General features: G+C 64.5%; 18 protein-coding genes. 11 read left to right on the forward strand and 7 right to left on the reverse strand.

What is annotated here, in order from left to right; translation table 11 throughout:
* Positions 1–5 precede the first annotated feature (5 nt).
* From kdpA to AXW83_RS21880, 4 genes are all read right to left on the reverse strand, one after another.
* Entirely contained in the window at positions 6–1697 is a 1692-nt protein-coding gene (gene kdpA / locus AXW83_RS21870) for a potassium-transporting ATPase subunit KdpA (RefSeq protein WP_066617259.1), read from the reverse strand.
* 13 nt (positions 1698–1710) lie between these two features.
* Entirely contained in the window at positions 1711–1800 is a 90-nt protein-coding gene (locus AXW83_RS27585) for a potassium-transporting ATPase subunit F (RefSeq protein WP_168166133.1), read from the reverse strand.
* A gap of 293 nt (positions 1801–2093) precedes the next feature.
* Positions 2094–2861: an SDR family oxidoreductase gene (locus AXW83_RS21875; protein WP_066617260.1), complete on the reverse strand. Its 768-nt coding sequence runs from the start codon at positions 2859–2861 to the stop codon at positions 2094–2096.
* Positions 2862–2872: 11 nt separating this feature from the next.
* Complete coding sequence (locus AXW83_RS21880) at positions 2873–4072, reverse strand: mandelate racemase/muconate lactonizing enzyme family protein (RefSeq protein ID WP_066617267.1); 1200 nt, start codon at positions 4070–4072, stop codon at positions 2873–2875.
* A 203-nt stretch (positions 4073–4275) separates the two neighbouring features.
* Between AXW83_RS21880 and AXW83_RS21885 the strand changes: the two genes are divergently transcribed.
* The 7 genes from AXW83_RS21885 to AXW83_RS27315 all read left to right on the forward strand — a co-directional run bounded on the left by AXW83_RS21885 (position 4276) and on the right by AXW83_RS27315 (position 9536).
* On the forward strand, positions 4276–5037 hold the full coding sequence (locus AXW83_RS21885) for a GntR family transcriptional regulator (protein WP_066617270.1): 762 nt from the start codon (positions 4276–4278) through the stop codon (positions 5035–5037).
* Positions 5038–5074: 37 nt separating this feature from the next.
* Positions 5075–6061 carry a 2-hydroxyacid dehydrogenase gene (locus AXW83_RS21890; RefSeq protein WP_066617273.1) on the forward strand — a complete coding sequence of 329 codons (987 nt, stop codon included), beginning with the start codon at positions 5075–5077 and terminating at the stop codon, positions 6059–6061.
* 71 nt (positions 6062–6132) lie between these two features.
* Positions 6133–6939: a transporter substrate-binding domain-containing protein gene (locus AXW83_RS21895; protein ID WP_066617274.1), complete on the forward strand. Its 807-nt coding sequence runs from the start codon at positions 6133–6135 to the stop codon at positions 6937–6939.
* Positions 6940–7046: 107 nt separating this feature from the next.
* Positions 7047–7706 (forward strand): amino acid ABC transporter permease, encoded by a 660-nt coding sequence (locus AXW83_RS21900; protein ID WP_066621044.1) that lies wholly within the window; start codon positions 7047–7049, stop codon positions 7704–7706.
* Positions 7706–8359: an amino acid ABC transporter permease gene (locus AXW83_RS21905; RefSeq protein ID WP_066617276.1), complete on the forward strand. Its 654-nt coding sequence runs from the start codon at positions 7706–7708 to the stop codon at positions 8357–8359. The genes AXW83_RS21900 and AXW83_RS21905 overlap by 1 nt, the downstream gene beginning before the upstream one ends.
* Entirely contained in the window at positions 8340–9071 is a 732-nt protein-coding gene (locus tag AXW83_RS21910) for an amino acid ABC transporter ATP-binding protein (protein ID WP_066617285.1), read from the forward strand. Before AXW83_RS21905 ends, AXW83_RS21910 begins: the two co-directional genes overlap by 20 nt.
* 219 nt (positions 9072–9290) lie before the next feature.
* The gene (locus tag AXW83_RS27315; protein WP_156640291.1) at positions 9291–9536 is read left to right on the forward strand and encodes a hypothetical protein; all 246 of its coding nucleotides are present in this window, start codon (positions 9291–9293) and stop codon (positions 9534–9536) included.
* A gap of 66 nt (positions 9537–9602) precedes the next feature.
* Here AXW83_RS27315 and AXW83_RS21915 read toward each other — a convergent pair whose 3' ends face one another.
* From AXW83_RS21915 to AXW83_RS21925, 3 genes are all read right to left on the reverse strand, one after another.
* The gene (locus AXW83_RS21915; RefSeq protein ID WP_066617292.1) at positions 9603–9806 is read right to left on the reverse strand and encodes a hypothetical protein; all 204 of its coding nucleotides are present in this window, start codon (positions 9804–9806) and stop codon (positions 9603–9605) included.
* Between the two features lie 139 nt (positions 9807–9945).
* Positions 9946–10722 (reverse strand): SDR family oxidoreductase, encoded by a 777-nt coding sequence (locus tag AXW83_RS21920; RefSeq protein WP_066617297.1) that lies wholly within the window; start codon positions 10720–10722, stop codon positions 9946–9948.
* Between the two features lie 25 nt (positions 10723–10747).
* On the reverse strand, positions 10748–11503 hold the full coding sequence (locus tag AXW83_RS21925) for a GntR family transcriptional regulator (protein ID WP_082767318.1): 756 nt from the start codon (positions 11501–11503) through the stop codon (positions 10748–10750).
* A 103-nt stretch (positions 11504–11606) separates the two neighbouring features.
* Here AXW83_RS21925 and AXW83_RS21930 point away from each other — a divergent pair, with 103 nt between their 5' ends.
* The 4 genes from AXW83_RS21930 (at position 11607) to AXW83_RS21945 (ending at position 17510) form a co-directional block, all read left to right on the forward strand.
* Positions 11607–12869, forward strand: a complete 1263-nt coding sequence (locus tag AXW83_RS21930) for an ABC transporter substrate-binding protein (RefSeq protein ID WP_066621049.1) — start codon at positions 11607–11609, stop codon at positions 12867–12869.
* A 168-nt stretch (positions 12870–13037) separates the two neighbouring features.
* Entirely contained in the window at positions 13038–13913 is an 876-nt protein-coding gene (locus AXW83_RS21935; protein ID WP_066617299.1) for a branched-chain amino acid ABC transporter permease, read from the forward strand.
* 5 nt (positions 13914–13918) lie between these two features.
* On the forward strand, positions 13919–16444 hold the full coding sequence (locus tag AXW83_RS21940) for a branched-chain amino acid ABC transporter ATP-binding protein/permease (protein WP_066617301.1): 2526 nt from the start codon (positions 13919–13921) through the stop codon (positions 16442–16444).
* A gap of 127 nt (positions 16445–16571) precedes the next feature.
* A complete protein-coding gene (locus AXW83_RS21945; protein ID WP_066617304.1) occupies positions 16572–17510 on the forward strand; it encodes a 3-hydroxyacyl-CoA dehydrogenase in 939 nt (312 codons plus the stop codon).
* The last annotated feature ends 118 nt before the right edge of the window (positions 17511–17628 follow it).

A 17628-nucleotide genomic window follows, 5' to 3' on the forward strand; every position in this document is an offset into this window, starting at 1 on the left:
GGCCTCTAAAAGCTCTGCCCGGCGAGGATCGAGACATGTTCTGCGATCGGGCCAAGGGCGAGGATGGGAAGGAAGGTGAGGGCGCCGACGATGAGGATCGTCGCGACCAGCAGGGTGACGAAGAGCGGCCCATGCGTCGGGAAGGTGCCGGCCGTCTCGGCCGCGGGACGCTTGGCTGCAAGGCTGCCCGCAATGGCGAGGATCGGGATGATGTAGCCGAAGCGGCCCAGCATCATCGCGATGCCGAGAAAGGCATTGTGCCAGGGCGTGTTGGCAGTGAAGCCGGCGAAGGCCGAGCCGTTGTTGCCGGTCGCCGAGGTGTAGGCGTAGAGCAACTCGGAGAGCCCGTGTGGCCCGGCGTCCTGTACCGAGGACTGCGCCTGGCCCGTCGCGATGGCGAGTGCCGCGAAGACCAGGATGCCGATCGGCATGACCAGCAGCGTCAGCGCCGCGAGCTTGATTTCGCGCGCCTCGATCTTCTTGCCGAGATATTCCGGCGTCCGCCCGACCATCAGCCCGGCCAGGAAGACGGTGATGATGACGAAGAGCAGCATCCCGGTGAGCCCGACGCCGACGCCGCCATAGACGACCTCGCCGAGCTGGATGTTGAGCATTGCGACGAGACCGCCCAGCGGCGTGAACGAATCGAGCATCGCGTTGACCGAGCCGTTCGAGGCAGCCGTCGTCGCGGCCGCCCACAGCGTCGACGCCAGGATGCCGAAGCGGACCTCCTTGCCCTCCATATTGCCCGCAGCGGCATCGACCAGCCCGGCATGGAGCGGATTGCCGAGGCGCTCCGCGCCATAGATCGCGGCAAAGCCGACGAGGAACAGCACCGCCATCGCAGCGAACAAGGCCCGGCCCTGGCGTCGATCACCGACGAGCCGGCCATAGGTGAAGCAGAAGGCGACGGGGATCAGCAGGATCGAGATCGTCGTCAGCAGGTTGCTGAGCGCGGTGGGGTTCTCGAAGGGATGCGCTGAATTGACGTTGAAGAAGCCGCCACCATTGGTGCCGAGTTGTTTGATCGCGATCTGGCTCGCGACCGGTCCGAGCGCGATGCTCTGCTTGGCGCCTTCCAGCGTCGTCGCGTCGAAGGAGCCCGCCAGCGTCTGCGGCAGGCCGAGCGCGACCAGGACCAGCGCCAGCAGAAGCGAGCCCGGGAGCAGGATGTAGAGCGTGAACCGGGTCAGATCGACCCAGAAATTCCCGAGTACTCGCGTCTGTCTGGCCGCAAAGCCACGCGCCACGGCGGCAGCGACAGCCGCGCCGCTGGCGGCGGAGACGAAGTTCTGTGTCGTCAGCCCCAGCATCTGGCTCAGATTCGAAAGCGTCGTCTCGCCGCCATAGGACTGCCAGTTGGTGTTGGTGACGAAGGAGATCGCGGTGTTGAAGGCGAGATGCGCCGACAGGCCGTCGAAGCCCTGCGGGTTCAGCGGCAGCCAGTTCTGGAAGCGCAGCATCAGGAAGAGCAGTGCGAATCCCGCCGCGTTGAAGGCGAGTAGCGAGAAGGCATAGGCCTGCCAACGCTGCGGCTGCGGCGCGCTTTCACCGGCCAGGCCGAGGATTGCGTTTTCCACTGGCGCGAGGAACCGGGCTTCGCCGGTGAAGACGCGCGCCATGTAGTGCCCGAGCGGCCAGGCCGCGAGCAGCAGCAGCGCGCCGAAGATGAGGAACTGGATCAGGTCGAGGGTCATGGGGTGCGACCTCTCAGAAGGATTCGGGGCGCAGCAGCGCCTTGAGCAGATAGGCCAGCAGCAGCGCGGCCGCGGTCAGCCCGAGGATGATGTCGAGGGGCATGATCCGCCTCACAGCCGGTCGGCAGCGGAAACGGCAACGCAGGCGAGCCCGAACAGGCCGAGGCCGCCGAGCAGGAAGAGAGTGTCGATGATCATGGAAGGCTCCGATCGTGTGTTCGATCGGAGCTAGGGTCGATGCCCGTAAGGCCGCCATGTCGAATGCGGGGCCCGGCCGTAAAGTTCGCGTAAATCGGCAAGAATTATCTGCCGGGGCAGCTGCAAATCAGAACACTGAACGACGAACCGGGTTGAACGGGTTCGGTCGCTCGAAGTCGGTTCAGGCGCTACAAGGGGTCAAAGGACCGACGACATCCCGCCATCCACATAGATGATCTGGCCGTTGACATAGTCCGAGGCGGCCGACGCCAGGAAGACGGCGGCCCCCACGAGTTCGCCGGGCTTGCCCCAGCGCTTGGCCGGCGTGCGGCCCTTGACCCAGGCGTCGAAGCTGGGGTTATCGATCAGCGCCTGGTTCATGTCGGTGATCATGTAGCCGGGTCCGATCGCATTGGCCTGGATGCCATGCTCGGCCCATTCGGCCGCCATGGCGCGCGTCAGCATCTTGATGCCGCCTTTTGCCACCGTGTAGGGCGCGACGGTGGCACGCGCGAGTTCGCTGGTCAGTGAGCCGATGTTGACGATTTTGCCGGAGCCGCGCGCGATCATGCGTTTGGCCGCCTCGCGGCCGATCATGAAAGCCGAGGTCAGGTTGGTGTCGATGACACGCTGCCAATCGGCCGTGGCAAGCTCGACCATCGGCTTGCGGAACTGAATGCCGGCATTGTTGACGAGAATGTCGACCGCGATCCCGGCAGCGTCGAAGCCCTCGAAGGCGGCCATGATCGCCGCCTCGTCGGTGACGTTGAAAGGGGCGGGCTCTGCCTGATGGCCCGCAGCACGGAAATCGGCGACAGCGTCGGCGACGCGGGCCGGATCGGTGCCGTTGATCAGGATGCGGGCGCCGGCTACCGCCAGCCCTTCGGCCATGGCGCGGCCCAGCCCACGCGAGGAGCCGGTGACGAGGGCCGTCTTGCTCGAGAGATCGAAGAGGGGATTGGTCATGGCGGCCGATCTCACAAGCTGGAGCGGCGGACGGTGAGGTCCGAACGGTCGAAGACGGCGGGCAGCAACTCGACACCGAGCCCCGGCCCTTCCATCGGCAGGACATAGCCGTCCTTGATGGTAGGCATTGTATCGACGAGTTCGTTGTACCAGCCGGTGTAGAAGGCGCGCACCGATTCCTGGATCAGCGTGTTGGGCTGGCTGAAGGAGGCGTGGATCGCCGCGATGAAGCCGACCGGGCCGATGCAGTCATGCGGCGCGAAGGGGCGGTGATAGGTGTCCGCCATCGCCGCGATCTTGCGGCCCTCGGTGAGACCGCCTGTCCAGCAGAGATCGGCCATGACGATGTGCATGGCGTCGCGGTCGAGCATGTCCTTGTAGGGGAAGCGCGAGCCTAGTGTTTCGCTGGCGCAGACCGAAACGGTCGTCGAGCGCGCGAATTCCGCCAGCGCCTGCGGCGAGTTCATCCGGATCGGATCCTCGTACCAGGTCGGGCTGTACTGCTCGAGCACGCGAGCGATCTTGATCGCGGTCGGCAGGTTCCAGAGCGAATGCATCTCGACCATGATCTCGATCTTGTCGCCCACGGCCTTGCGGATCTTCTCGAAGGGCTCGCAGGCCCGGCGCATCTGGTCGGGCGTGATGTGGAGGCCCTGGTTCTCGATTCCCGCTGGGTCGAACGGCCAGATCTTCATCGCCGTGATGCCGCTTTCCAGCAGGCTCTCCGCGACCGCGTCGGCGCGGTTCATGAAGCCGTCGAGATCCTCATAGGGGCCTTCGGTCTCGCCGAGATTCCAGGTCGAGATCGGCTTGATGTTGTTCGTACGGACATAATTGTAGCCGGCGCAGGTGTTGTAGATGCGCTGCTTGTCGCGGCACAGGCCGCCGAGCATCTGGTGCACCGGCTGGCCGCAGACCTTGCCGAACACGTCCCACAGCGCGATGTCGACCGCCGAGGTCGCGCGGGATTCCACGCCCGTCGAGGCCTGCGCCATCGGCAGGTTGGTCATCTCGCGGTGCAGCGCCTCGATATGCAGCGGGTTCTTGCCGAGCAGCCGCATCGCCAGCGTATCGTGCAGATGCGACTCGACGGCGCCGGCCCCATAAAATGTCTCGCCCAGCCCGATGATGCCCGCATCGGTATGCACGCGTACCCACAGGACATTGGCGAACTCTTCCGTCCGCAGCGTTTCGATCGCGGTTATTTTCACGGCCTGCCTCCCTGGCGGCGGGCGTTCTTCACCGGCCTTGGGCCGTGGAACACCTCGGTTGATGGCCACTGAGGCGACCTCTCAGATCGGATCGGTGGCATAAAGCGAGACGACCATAAGAGCGCTTGTAAAATATCACAACATGTTTATGGTCGATCGCAAGATGGAACCGTTCAACGAGTTCCGCGATGAGGAAACGAGACATGGCCAAGCGTCCAAGCCGCCCGCGGCTGGTCGAAGAGGGTGAAACGGGTGCGCCGCAGCGGCGCAATCGCGTCAATCTGTTCGAACTCGCCTATCACCGCATCGAGGAACTGCTCGTCAGATGCGAGCTGGCTCCCGGCCGCTTCCTCGCCATGCAGGATCTCCAGGAGATGACCGGCTTCGGCCGGACGCCGGTGCATCACGCCGTCAACCGTCTTGCCGCCGACACGCTGATCATCATCCGCCCGCGCCATGGGCTGCAGATCGCCCCGATCGACCTTGCGCGCGAACGCGTGCTGCTGCATCTGCGCCGCGACATCGAGCGCTTCGTGATCAGGCTCGCCGCCGAGCGCGCCGGCCCCTCGCATCGCAACCAGATGCTGCACATGGAAAGGCTCCTGCGCGAGAAGCGCGAGGGACTGACGCTGGCCGAATTCAACACGCTCGACCGCCGCATCGATCAGATGGTGCTCGCAGCCGCCGGCGAGCCCTTTCTGGAGCACACGCTGCGGCCGCTCCATACGATCTTTCGGCGCATCGGCTTCATCCACCATAGCTATATGTCGGAGAAGACGAGCCTTGCGGGTTCGATCGACCACCATCTGGCCGTGCTGAACGCCGTCGCGACCAGACATGCGGAACGGGCTGTCGCGGCCTCGGACGCGCTGATCGGCTTCGTCGACACGATGTTCGACGAGATGGAAGCCCGCATCGATCCGTCTCTGCTGGACTGCAGTGTCGAGCCTCTGCTTGGCGCCTGAACCCCAAACACCCCTGACAGCCAGGACAACGCCACCCATGCGCATCATCTTCCACGGCGAAAACGCCGCCTCCTTCAGCGCCGGCTTCGCCGACCTTGTCGGGCCACAGGCCGATGTCGCGATCCTGCCCGACAGCCTTGCCAGCGAAGCCGACCGGCGCGCCTATGCCGAAGCGGAAGCGATCATCGGTGTGAAGTTCGATGCCAGTCTGCCGCAGCCGCCGGCATTGCGACTGTTCCATGTTCCTGGTGCTGGCTATGACGCCGTCGATCTCGGGCTGCTGCCCGCGGCGGCCAGCGTCTGCAACTGCTTTGGCCATGAGCAGGCGATCGCAGAATATGTGATGAGCGCACTGCTCGCCCGAGCTATCCCGCTGGCCGATGCGGATCGGCGCCTGCGGCAGGGTGACTGGGCCTACTGGGCCGGCTCGCCGGACCGGGTCCATGGCGAGATCGCCGGCAAGACGATCGGCCTCATCGGTTTCGGCCATATCGGCAAGGCGATCGCCCGCCGCGCCAAGGCATTCGAGATGCAGGTCCACGTTGCTAACCGCAGCGCCGTGCCCGTCTCCGAGCTGGTTGACCGGGCCTATACGCTTGACGAGATCGAGGCACTCTGCGGCTCGGTCGATGCCGTCGTCGTCTCGGTGCCTCTGACCGCCGAAACCACGGGGATCGTCGGCGCCGCGGCTCTGGCGGCGATGCGCAAGGACGCTGTCATTCTCAACGTCGGGCGGGGGCCGACGATCGACGAGGCCGCACTGTTCGAGGCCTTGGAGACGGACCGGATCGGCGGGGCGGTCATCGATACATGGTATCAGTATCCCAATCCGGGACAGCCCGATATCCTGCCGTCGAAGCTGCCTTTTCATGAGCTTTCAAACGTTTTAATGACCCCTCACATGTCCGGCTGGACGAGCGGAACCATCCGGCGCCGCCAGCAGACCATGGCTGACAACATCAAGCGGTGCTTCTCCGGCGCCGCACTCCTGAACGTGGTGCGAGAGGGACGATCCGCCTCCTGACACGCAAAGCCAACCGGCCGATCGAAGCCGGAGCACAAGAACCTGATTCCCGAACCCAAGGAAACGCATCGATGAGCTTCTCGAAACATTTCAAGATCGCCGGCACGTTGCTCGCACTCGGCGCCGGCCTGCTGGCGGCCACGAGCCCGGCCTCGGCCCAGAGCGTCACCGACATCATCAAGCGCGGCTCGGTCAAGATCGGCGTGCTGATCGGCGCGCCGCCCTACGGCTCGGTCGATTCGCAGGGTAATGCGATCGGCTACGATGCCGATGTGATCGCGCTGATCGGCAAATATCTCGGCGTCAAGGTCGAGATGGTGCAGCTCACCCCGCCGGCCCGCATCCCGGCGCTGGAGGCCAACAAGGTCGATTTTCTCGTCGCCACGCTGGCCCCGACGCCCGAGCGCGCCAAGGCGGTGATGTTCTCGATCCCCTACAGCGCTTTCCAGACCGGCATCTACGCCAAGAAGAACGTCGCCGTCAAAACCTGGGCCGATCTCAAGGGCAAGAAGGTCGGCGTCAACCGCGGCTCCAGTGTCGAGCGCGAGTTCACCAGCCGCGAGAAGGAACTTAACCTCACCATCCTGCGCTTCGAGGACGACGCCACCGTAATGCAGGCGCTGTTCTCAGGACAGGTCGAAGCCATCGCCGGGCCCGATGCCCAGGCCAACGCAGCCATGAAAGCCCGCGGCGAGACCGAGACCGAGCTGAAATTCGTTTTCGGTGTCCAGCCCAACTCGATGACCATGCGCAAGGACGCCTACGAGCTGCGCCAGTGGCTCAACAACTTCATCTACTACGTCAAGCAGAATGGCGAGCTCGACGCGATCTCGCAGAAGTGGGTCGGCAGCCCGCTGCCGCCACTGCCGACCTTCTGAGCCGACACATGAACGCGCCGGTGTGCCTTGGTGCACCGGCGATTTTCGCCTTCGAAGGTTGAAGGAGCGCTCCGTTGCTCTTCCAAGACATTATTGCCAGATGGCCGATGATCCTGAACGGGGTCCTGCTGACGATCGGCCTTTCTTTCGTCGCGATCGGGCTGGGTCTCGTGCTGGCGACGCTGATGTCTGCATTGCGTAGCCTTGCTGGCAGCTGGGCAGGCTATATCGTCGATGCCTATGTCGAGCTGATGCGCAACACGCCCTTCCTGGTGCAGCTCTTCATGATCTTCTTCGGGTTGCCGCAGATCGGCATCCGCATGAACGGCCTCGAAGCCTCGCTTCTGGCGATGACGCTGAACCTCGCCGCCTATGCGACCGAGATCATCCGGGCGGGCGTCGATTCAATCCACAAATCGCAGATCGAGGCCGGGCTGGCGCTGGCGATGAGCAAGCGCGAGGTCTTCCAGCACGTCGTGCTGAAGCCCGCCTTCGCCCGCGTCTGGCCGGCGCTGTCGAGCCAGTTCGTGCTGATGATGCTCGCCTCCTCGATCTGCTCTTTTGTCTCTGTGCAGGAGCTCTCGGGTACGGCCGCGATCATTGAGGCGGATACGTTTCGGAGTTTCGAGACCTATATCGTCGTCACGGTCATTTATCTCGTTCTCGCGCTCTCGCTGAAGCTCTTCCTGAACTGGCTCGGCCGCAGGATCTTCCCGCAGGTGTCCGGGCTCGCCCGCCTCTCCGACGCCCATGGGGAGGCCGCCTGATGCAGACCTTCGGCTGGCCAGAGGCCTATTTCATTCTGCGTTCCGCAAGCTGGACGCTGGCACTCACCGCCATCGCCTTCGTCATCGGCGGCAGCATCGGTGGTGTCTTCGCACTCATGCGGCTGTCGCGGGTCAGGGCGTTGCGCCGCTTTGCGGCCGGCTACATCCTGGTGATTCAGTCGATCCCGGTGCTCATGGTGCTGTTCATGAGCTATTACGGGCTCTCGGCGATCGGCATCGAGCTGCCGCCCTTCTTCGCGGCTTCGGCGTCGCTGGCGATCTACGTCTCGGCCTATCTCGCCGATATCTGGCGCGGCTCGATCGAGTCGGTACCGCGCCAGCAATGGGAGGCGTCGGCCTCGCTGGCGCTGACCACCACGCAGCAGTATCGCTACATCATCCTGCCGCAAGCCATCCGGATCTCGCTGCCGCCGACGGTCGGATTCCTGGTCCAGCTCGTGAAGAACACCTCGATCGTCCAGGTCGTCGGCTTCGTCGACCTGATGCGCGCCGGGATGCTGGTCAACAACGCGACCTATCAGGCCTTCCAGATTTTCACCTTCGTGGGTGCGATCTATTTCGCCATCTGCTTCCCGCTTTCCAGGCTCAGCCGACATCTCGAAAAGGTGATGAATGCCAGCCGTCCTCATTGACGATGTCTACAAGAAGTTCGGTAATCTCGAGGTCCTGAAGGGCGTCTCGCTCACGGTTGAAACCGGTCAGGTCGTCGCCCTGATCGGCCGCAGCGGCTCCGGCAAAAGCACGCTGCTGCGCTGCATCAACGGGCTGGAACCATTCCACGCCGGCCGGATCGAGGTCGCCGGACATAAGCTCGACCAGGATCCCAAGCACCTGCGCGAACTGCGCAAGGATGTCGGCATCGTCTTCCAGAGCTACAACCTGTTCCCGCATCTGACGGTCGGCCAGAACATCATGCTGTCGCCGCGCATCACACAGAATGTGCCGCAGGCGGAGGCGAAGACACTGGCCGAGGAGGTACTGGCTCAAGTTGGTTTGTCGGAGAAGTTCGACAGCTATCCCGACAACCTGTCCGGCGGCCAGCAGCAGCGTGTCGCCATCGCCCGTTCGCTAGCGATGCGGCCCAAGGTGATGCTGTTCGACGAGGTTACTTCGGCGCTCGATCCGGAACTGACCGGCGAAGTTCTACTGGTGATGGAGAAGCTGGCGAAAGGCGGCATGACCATGCTTCTGGTGACCCATGAGATGAATTTTGCCCGCAATGTCGCGAGCACCACCGTCTTCATGCATCAGGGCAAGATCTGGGAAAGCGGACCCTCAAAAGAGGTCTTCGCGAATCCCCAGACGCCTGAACTCAAGACCTTCGTCACCGCCGGCGTCCACTGACACGGGCAAACCCGACCGGCAGTACCGGTCGGTCCCGTTAATTCGATCTTATCGAAAGAACGCGAGAAGAAGGATGATCGGTAGAGGGATGCCTAACATCCAGAGCAGTATGCCGCGACCCATGATGATGCCTCCTTTAGGTCGAGGCTCAACCCTTCGCGGCCCAATCTGTTCCGTCATCGTCGGAGTATCGCCGGCTGTTTGGGCGGCCTCGTGGCAATGAACGCAGTGCTGATGCCGGACTTGAGGCATCGGCAGGCAGGCCGGATCGACCTAGTCGAGCATTGCCGCGACCTCGAAACCAAGCAGGAACAGGAGGCCTATGATGCCAGCCACGGTGCTGAGAGCGATGGCCTTCAGGATGTTGAAGCCGAGGTGGCCCCAGAGCTGGATATGCTGCTGCAGGGAACGTATCCATCGGGTTATCATGCAGCACCTTCCGAGTATCGGCGGCCGAAAGACTGACGAACGCGCCCGCGGTCGAGTCTTTCAGGTGGCGGCGATTGCCTTGCCAGGATCCTGTAGCCGGGTCTACCCAGCTGCCGCCAGATAGGCCGCCTCGAGCATATCGCGGCATTGCAGAGCCTGCTCACGCACCGCCTGCAAGTCGGTCTGGCGGGAAATATCGGACAGGTCGCGCAGCGCAAAATCGACGGCAGACAGCAGATCCAGTTCGGTCGGTAACTCGATATCAAATTCTGGTGGCGGAAGCCTGAACTGCAGAACTACACCCATCTCGATCGCACCCGATGCTGAATGGCACACATTGCCGAATCAGACGCATTCTGGATGGCGACCGTCAGCGATCCCTTAACGCTGTGGCATTTTGCGAGATCGGCCGCATCGCCATCGCCCTCGCGCGCAGGATCGAAACCTAGCTCAGCATTCGCGTGTCGCCGCAGACCGAGATTTCCTGGCCGGAAATCGTCTTGGCGAAGGGCGAGGCCAAAAAGACGATCTGTCTGGCGATGTCGCTGGGATCAACGAACTGCTTGATCGAGACCCCTGCGAACAGGCGCTGCGTCATCTCCTCATGCGAGACATTCATGCTGCGCGCCTTGTGGGCAATGACGCTCTGGATGCGTGGTCCCTCGACGAGGCCGGGGCAGATCGCATTGGCCCGGATGCCGAACTCGCCCAGTTCGGCCGAAAGTGCCTTGGTGAAGCCGATTACACCCCATTTCGCGGCAGCATAGGGCGAGCGCAGCGGGAAGCCATGCTTGCCGGCCTGACTCGACAGGTTGACGATCGAGGCATTTTGCGACTGCTTGAGATGCGGCACGGCGAGCCGCGTGCAGTTGAACTGCCCGGTCAGGTCGATGGCAACGCAGGAATCCCAGTCTGCCGGGTCGATCTCGTCGACGCGGCCGGTCGGGCCCGCGATGCCGGCATTGTTGACGAGAGAATCGAGCCCGCCCAGCGCAGCAATCGTCTCCTCGAAGAGGCGGGCCACCGCCTTGCGGTCGGACACGTCGCAGAACGACTGCGTCATCGCCGGGTCGCTCTCCGCCATCTCTGCCAATGCGGCTCGGTCGACGTCGCAGATATGGACCTTCGCCCCCTCCGCCGCGAAGGCACGCGCGGTGGCGCGGCCGATACCGTTGGCGCCGGCCGTCACCAGCACGCGCAGGCCCTCGATTTGCAGATCCATCCCCAGGTCTCCTTCTTCGATCGTCTCAGGCGCCAAGTTGGCCCGTATCCTCGATATGCGCAGCGGCTGCCCTGATGTCGTCTTCCAGAGCGGCGCGCGCCGCGGCGCCATCCTGTCGCCGCAAGGCCTCCAGCAGTTGCGCATGGGCCAGCATGGCGCTGCCGCCCTTGAGACGGCGCGGCTCGCCTCTCATGTCGAGATTGAGGATCGGCCCGGCCTTGAGCCAGAGCCGCTCGATCATCTCGATCAGGCTCGGCATCCCGGCCGCATCATAGAGTGCGAAATGCAGATCGCGGTTGGCTGCGACTGCGCCGGCCGTGTCCGGCGGGTCGGCGCTCGCAGCCTGGCGAAACGAGGCCTCATGCTCTGCGACCCGTGCAATATCCTCGGGCCCGGCCCTGCGCGCCGCTTCCTCGGCCGCAAAACCTTCGACGACGAGTCGCAGCCGCGTCAGTTCGCGGAACTGCTGCAGCGTCAGCACGGGAACCCGCACGGCCCGGCCCGGCAAGACCTCCAATGCCCGATCGGCGGCAAGCCGGCTGACGGCCTCGCGGACCGGCATCATCGAGACGCCGAGAGCTTCGGCCACGCGCCGGAGGGAGAGCTTCTCGCCGGGCGCCAGCCGTCCCGCGACAAGCAACGCCCGCAATTCCCCCGTGACGCGCTCGCCGAGCGTTTCGCGAGGAAGGGCGCCGATCTGTTCGAGCGCGGAACCGTGATCGCCTGACGGTAGGACGGAGCTTTCGGAGGCGATCGGGAAGGGCTGGACACGAGCGGTCATGTCTGCCAACTTAACTGTGATCACAGATCACGACAAGCGGCATCAGACCGCTACCAAATCGGCCGATGCCGGAAAGGCACGGCGCCCGTTCTGGGAGGAACGCATGTCAGACCAGTTCAACACCACCCGACTCTCGCGCCGTCAGGCATTGGCCGGACTCGGCGTAGGAGCGGCGACGGGGCTTATCGCCAGCCCATCGCTCATCCTGGCGCAGACTCCGGACGCGATCCGTTTCGGCCATCTGACGCCGCGGACAGGCTTTCTGGGCCCTCTCGGCGAATATGGCGTGATGGCGGTCGATCTCGCGGTCGAGGAGATCAATGCGTCAGGCGGCGTCAACGGTCGCAAGCTCGAGGCGTTGAAGGAGGATTCGGTCAACCCGCAGACGGCCTCGACCAAGGCCGAGCGCATGATCGAGCGCGACAAGGTCGCCTGCATCCTCGGCGAGATCTCGTCGGCCTCCTGCCTGACGATCTCGCAGGTCGCGGCCCGCAACAAAACGCTGTTCGTCAACACCGGCGGCAACTCGGACGCGCTGCGGGGCGAAAGCTGCAACCGCTACATGTTCCATGTCGAGCACCAGAACTCGATGTATGTGAAAAGCTGTGGCCGTTCGCTGATGGCGCAGGGGCTGGTCAAGGGCAAGAAATGGTTCTCGCTGACGGCGGACTATGCCTTCGGCCATGATCTCAGCAAGGTCGCCAAGCGCTTCATGGAGGCCAATGGCGGCCAGTTCGCCGCCGACAAGCTGGTGCCGACCGACGCCACCGACTTCTCGGCGCTGCTGCTGGAGATCCGGGCGGCAAAGCCCGATCTCGTGATTTCCAACCTCGCCGGCAACCAGATCACGAACTTCCTGAAGCAGTATTCGGAGTTCGGCCTGACCTTTCCGGTCGCGGGCTTCGGCTTCGACACGGCGCTTGCCTGGGCGGCGGGCAAGGACAATTTCGGCGGCATCTGGCCTTGCGTCTGGCACCACCTGATCGACACCCCCGGCACCAAGACTTTCGTGGCCGCCTTCACCAAGAAATACGGCAAGCCGCCCGAGAACCAGGCCTGGGGCGACTACATGGCGGTGAAGATCATGGCCCAGTCGATGAACGAGCTGAAATCGACCGAGACCGCCAAGATCCTCGCGCATTGGGAGAAGGGCGCGAAGTTCGACGTGCTCAAGGGCCGCGAGGGCTATTTCCGCGCCTCCGATCACCAACTCATCAGCGAGATGTACACGATCACCGCTTTGCCGGCAGCGCAGGTCAAGAACCAGTGGGACCTGTTCACCTCGTCGCCCCCGGTGCCGGGCCCGAGCGAGGACATGGAGGTGATCGCCACCAGCGGCGACGAGGCGGTTTGCAAGATGAGCTGAACGGCCACTAGCCCTTCCAGACACACGCGCCGTCATCCCGGACAAGCCGCGCCAGCGGCGCCGATCCGGGATCCATGCCTGAACGGTTCCGGCATGGATCCCGGGTCTCCCTACGGTCGCTCGGGATGACGGGCGCGGCGTTAGCCAAGAACACGCAAAGGCCACACCTTGCTCACCCTCTTCATCCAGCAGGTGCTGAACGGACTGCTCGACGGGGTCTACTACCTCCTGATCGCGCTCGGCCTGTCGCTGATCTTCTCGCTCGGCGGCATCGTCAATCTGGCGCATGGCGCCTTCTATGCGATCGGCGCCTATCTCACGATCGTGCTGGCACCCCATATCGGCTTCGGCGGCGCGATCATCGCATCGCCGCTGCTGGTCGCGCTGATCGGCATCGCGGTCGAACGCACGCTTTTCCAGCGCTTCTACCGCTCGGACCCGATCCTTTCGCTGCTGCTGACCTTCGGGCTGGCGATGGTGGCCGAGCAGTCGCTGCGCATGATCTTCGGGGCGCCGCCGCTCTCCTTCTCGATCCCGCCGGCGCTGCGCGGCCAAATCTTCATCGGCGACTTCATCTACTCGCGCTACCGGGCAATGCTGCTGCTGATCGCGGCGGGATGCGTACTCGGCCTTTGGTTCCTGCTCCAGCGCACCGCCTTCGGCCGCGTCGTGCGGGCGGGCGTGCAGAACCCCGACATGGTCGGCGCGCTCGGCATCTCGCTGCAGCCCTACATGGTCGCGGTCGCCGGCATCGGCATCGGGCTCGCCGGGCTTGCCGGCGTGCTGCTGGCGCCGATCTATTCGATCCATCCCGCCATGGGCCAGGAAATCATCACGCCCGCCTTCGTCGTCGTGGTCATCGGCGGGCTCGGGTCGTTCTGGGGCGTCGTGGTAGCGGCGCTGCTGGTGGGCCTCGTCAAGGGCATCACCATCGGGCTCGGCTACACGCAATGGTCCACCGCCGTGATCTACCTGATGATGCTGCTCGTCCTGCTGTTTCGGCCACGCGGCCTCTTCGGCGAACGCATCCAGCGGTTCGAGTAAGCGCCATGACCCGCACCCAGCGCGACCATGCGCCCCTCATCATCGCTGCCGCCGGCCTCGTCGCCCTGCCGTTCCTGATGCACGTCATCGGGCTCGGCACCACCTCGGCGACCGAGATCGTCGTCTTCGCCATCGCCTGCATGGCGCTCAACATCCTCGTCGGCTCGACAGGCCTTGTCTCATTCGGCCATGGCGCCTGGTTCGGATTGGCGGCCTATGCGGCAGGGCTGATGCAACGCAATTTTCTGCCCGGCCAGTTCGTCCTGCCGATCCTGTTCGCGGTCGCCTTTGTCGCGCTGCTTGCATTCGCCTTCGGCGCGCTGATCCTGCGGCGCAAGGGCGTCTATTTCTCGCTGCTGACGCTCGCTCTGGCCGCGATGACCTATTCCGTCGCCTTCCGCTGGACCGCGTTGACCGGCGGCGAGGATGGGCTGGGCGGCATCAAGCGGCCGCTCTTCCTCGGTGTGGATTTCGAACAGGCATCGAGCTTCTATGTCCTCGTGGCTATCGTCGGGATGGCGGTCGTCTACGGGCTCTGGCGTTTCCACCGCTCGCCGGTCGGCACCGTGCTCGTCGCCATCCGCGAAAACGAACAGCGCGCGCGCTTCCTCGGCTATTCCACCGACCGCTACAAGCTGATCGCCTTCACGCTTTCGGCGGCGCTGACGGGGCTTGCCGGTTCGCTCCTGCTCTTCAACAACCGCATGACTTCGGCGGAGCCGATCTCGGTCGCGTTCTCCGGCGAGTTGCTGGCCATGGTCGTGATCGGCGGGATGCGTTCGTTTCTGGGGCCGGCGCTGGGCGCGCTTTTCTTCGTGATCTTCCGGGACTACCTCTCCAGCATCACGCCGAACTGGCTGTTCTGGTTCGGCCTGCTGTTCGTCGGTTTCATCGTGTTCTCGCCGACTGGCATCGTCGGCTTCGGCGAGCGGATCCTGCGCCCCTTCCGCAAGCAGACCGTCGGCGACGCCGCCATGTCCGAGCGCAAGGCCGGAACGGTGACGCTGCCGGCGTTCATGAAGCCGGACGACATGACCGACGGCCCGATCCTGACTGCGAGAGGTCTCGCCAAGAGCTTCGGCGGCATCAAGGCGGTGGAGGGCGTCGATATCACCATGGCCGACCGGCGGCTGCACGCGCTCATCGGCCCCAACGGCGCCGGCAAGACCACGGCCTTCAACCTGATCTCGGGGCTGTTCCCGCCCGATCGTGGAGAGGTCCATCTGCGTGGCCGCCAGATCGGCGGGATGTCGCCGGAGGCGATCACGCAGGCCGGTATCGGCCGCGCTTTCCAGATCACCAACCTGTTTCCGACCCTGTCAGTCGAGGAGAATGTGCGCCTCGCCGTACAGGCCCGCGCCAGCGAGCGCTTCGGCTTCTGGAAGTCGGCAGGCGCACTCGATGAGGTCAACGAGCAGACCTCGACCGTGATCGACACGATGGGGCTGCGCGGCATCGAGACGGCGGAGGCCGGATCTTTGAGCTATGGTGGCCAGCGCCTTCTCGACATGTCGCTGGCGCTAGCGACGAAGCCGCGCGTTCTCCTGCTCGACGAGCCGCTGGCCGGTCTGGCGGCGGCCGAGCGCGAGCGCGTCGGCAATCTGATCAAGTCGATCTCGACCGACCTGCCGGTGCTGCTGGTCGAGCACGATATCGACCGCGTCTTCGCCATCGCCGACCACGTCACGGTGATGAACGAAGGCTCGGTGCTGGTCGATGGCACGGTCGAGGATGCGCGCTCGTCGCCGCGCGTACAGGAGATCTATATCGGCTCTGGCGCCCATGCGCTGGCGGAGAAACCGCGCCAGAGCGCGGCCCGACCGGGCGTTCTGCTCGGCCTCGACAAGGTCGATACCTTCTATGGCAAGAGCCACATCCTGCGACAGGTTTCACTGGATGTGCATGAAAACGAGATCGTCGCCCTGCTCGGCCGCAACGGCGCGGGCAAGTCGACCCTGCTCAAGACCATCACCGGGATCGTCCCGCCTGCCAGCGGCAGCGTCACGCTGGCCAACCAGAACATCGCCGGCCAGCCGCCGGCCGCGATCGCACGCGCGGGCATCGCCTATGTGCCACAGGGGCGCGGGCTCTTTGCCGGCATGAGCGTCAAGGACAACATGGAACTCGGTCGTCTCAAGCGCGTCACCGGCAACGGCACGCATTGGGACGACGACAAGATATTCGCCTTCTTCCCGCGCATCAAGCAGCGCTGGCATTCGCCCGCCGACTACCTTTCCGGGGGCGAGCAACAGATGGTGGCGGTGGCCCGCGCGCTCTCGGGCGACACCCGCGTGCTGCTGCTCGACGAGCCTTTCGAGGGGCTAGCGCCGGCCGTCGTCGAGGAGTTGTTCGAGGCCTTCGACAAACTGCGGCGGGAGATCGCGATCGTCATCGTCGACCACCATCTCGATCTCGCGCTCGCGCTCTCGGACCGCACGGTGGTGCTGGAGCGCGGCGCGGTGGTTCACACCGGCCCGTCGCGGGCGCTGAGCCAGGATCTGGCGCTCAGGCGGCAGGTTTTGTGGCTGTGATGGCCGCGCCAGACCGACCCCGTTATTGCGAGCGCGGCGCAGCAATCCAGACCGCGCGCTTGACGTCTCCCGGATTGTTTCGCTTTGCTCGCAATGACGGCAAGCGTTTTCCTGAGGATTTTCCTGCATGACCAAAATCGCCATCGTCGGCTCCGGCCTGATCGGCCGCGCCTGGGCCACCGTCTTCGCCAGCCATGGCTTTGAGGTTGCACTTTATGATGCCGTCGCCAGCGCAGCCGAGGCAGCGCGTGCTCATATCGGGGTCAATCTCGAAGAACTCGCAGGCCATGGCCTCGTCGCAGATCCCAAGGGTTCGCTCGCCCGTATCCGCGTCGCCGCCGATCTCGCCGATGTGCTTGCCGGCGCGGACCTCGTGCAAGAGAACGGTCCCGAGACGGTGCCTGCCAAGCAGGCGCTGTTTGCGGAAATGGACGCACTCGCCGCGCCCATGACCATCCTCGCATCCTCGACCTCCTTCATCATGGCCTCGGTCTTCAGCGAGGGCCTCGCGGGCCGCGCCCGCTGCCTCGTCGGCCACCCGGTCAACCCGCCCCATCTCGTGCCGATCGTCGAGCTTGCCCCGGCGCCCTGGACTGATCCGGCCGTCGTCGAGCGCGCGAAGGCGATCTACGAGCAGGCGGGGCAGGTGCCGATTACCCTGCGCAAGGAGAAGCCGGGCTTCGTGCTCAACCGGCTCCAGGCCGTGCTGCTGGCGGAAGCCTTCCGGCTTGTTGGCGAAGGCGTCGCCAGTGCGGAGGATGTCGACAAGACGATCCGCGACGGGCTCGGCCTGCGCTGGTCCTTCATGGGGCCGTTCGAGACGATCGAACTCAATGCACCCGACGGCATCCCCGACTACTGCGCCCGCTATGGCGCTTCGCTCACCCGTATGGTGGCTGGGAGCGCCGGTGGCGATCCGTTTGGAGCGGAAACGGTCGCAACCGTGATGAGCGAGTGGCCGGGGGCGCAAAGCGTTGAGCGTGTGAAACGTCTCAGCGACTGGCGCGACACGCGACTGGCGTCGTTGCAGGCCCATAAGCGCGCGGCTGCGAGCAAGCCGGAATGACTGGATCACGCACGTCATAGCGGGAGGCGCAGCCGACGCAGCAATCCCATCGGGCTTTACGCTCTCTGGATTGTTGCTGCGCTCGCGATGACGGTTCAGGCAAGAGCCAATACGATTA

The organism is Bosea sp. PAMC 26642 (genome assembly GCF_001562255.1).
Taxonomy (GTDB): Bacteria; Pseudomonadota; Alphaproteobacteria; order Rhizobiales; family Beijerinckiaceae; genus Allobosea.

Bases quoted from the DNA above. Each gene is read 5' to 3' on its own strand.
- kdpA (WP_066617259.1), bottom strand. From the start codon at position 1,697: ATGACCCTCGACCTGATCCAGTTCCTCATCTTCGGCGCGCTGCTGCTG.
- AXW83_RS27585 (WP_168166133.1), bottom strand. From the start codon at position 1,800: ATGCCCCTCGACATCATCCTCGGGCTGACCGCGGCCGCGCTGCTGCTG.
- AXW83_RS21875 (WP_066617260.1), bottom strand. From the start codon at position 2,861: ATGACCAATCCCCTCTTCGATCTCTCGAGCAAGACGGCCCTCGTCACC.
- AXW83_RS21885 (WP_066617270.1), top strand. From the start codon at position 4,276: ATGGCCAAGCGTCCAAGCCGCCCGCGGCTGGTCGAAGAGGGTGAAACG.
- AXW83_RS21890 (WP_066617273.1), top strand. From the start codon at position 5,075: ATGCGCATCATCTTCCACGGCGAAAACGCCGCCTCCTTCAGCGCCGGC.
- AXW83_RS21895 (WP_066617274.1), top strand. From the start codon at position 6,133: ATGAGCTTCTCGAAACATTTCAAGATCGCCGGCACGTTGCTCGCACTC.
- AXW83_RS21900 (WP_066621044.1), top strand. From the start codon at position 7,047: ATGATCCTGAACGGGGTCCTGCTGACGATCGGCCTTTCTTTCGTCGCG.
- AXW83_RS21905 (WP_066617276.1), top strand. From the start codon at position 7,706: ATGCAGACCTTCGGCTGGCCAGAGGCCTATTTCATTCTGCGTTCCGCA.
- AXW83_RS21910 (WP_066617285.1), top strand. From the start codon at position 8,340: ATGCCAGCCGTCCTCATTGACGATGTCTACAAGAAGTTCGGTAATCTC.
- AXW83_RS27315 (WP_156640291.1), top strand. From the start codon at position 9,291: ATGAACGCAGTGCTGATGCCGGACTTGAGGCATCGGCAGGCAGGCCGG.
- AXW83_RS21915 (WP_066617292.1), bottom strand. From the start codon at position 9,806: ATGGGTGTAGTTCTGCAGTTCAGGCTTCCGCCACCAGAATTTGATATC.
- AXW83_RS21920 (WP_066617297.1), bottom strand. From the start codon at position 10,722: ATGGATCTGCAAATCGAGGGCCTGCGCGTGCTGGTGACGGCCGGCGCC.
- AXW83_RS21925 (WP_082767318.1), bottom strand. From the start codon at position 11,503: ATGACCGCTCGTGTCCAGCCCTTCCCGATCGCCTCCGAAAGCTCCGTC.
- AXW83_RS21930 (WP_066621049.1), top strand. From the start codon at position 11,607: ATGTCAGACCAGTTCAACACCACCCGACTCTCGCGCCGTCAGGCATTG.
- AXW83_RS21940 (WP_066617301.1), top strand. From the start codon at position 13,919: ATGACCCGCACCCAGCGCGACCATGCGCCCCTCATCATCGCTGCCGCC.
- AXW83_RS21945 (WP_066617304.1), top strand. From the start codon at position 16,572: ATGACCAAAATCGCCATCGTCGGCTCCGGCCTGATCGGCCGCGCCTGG.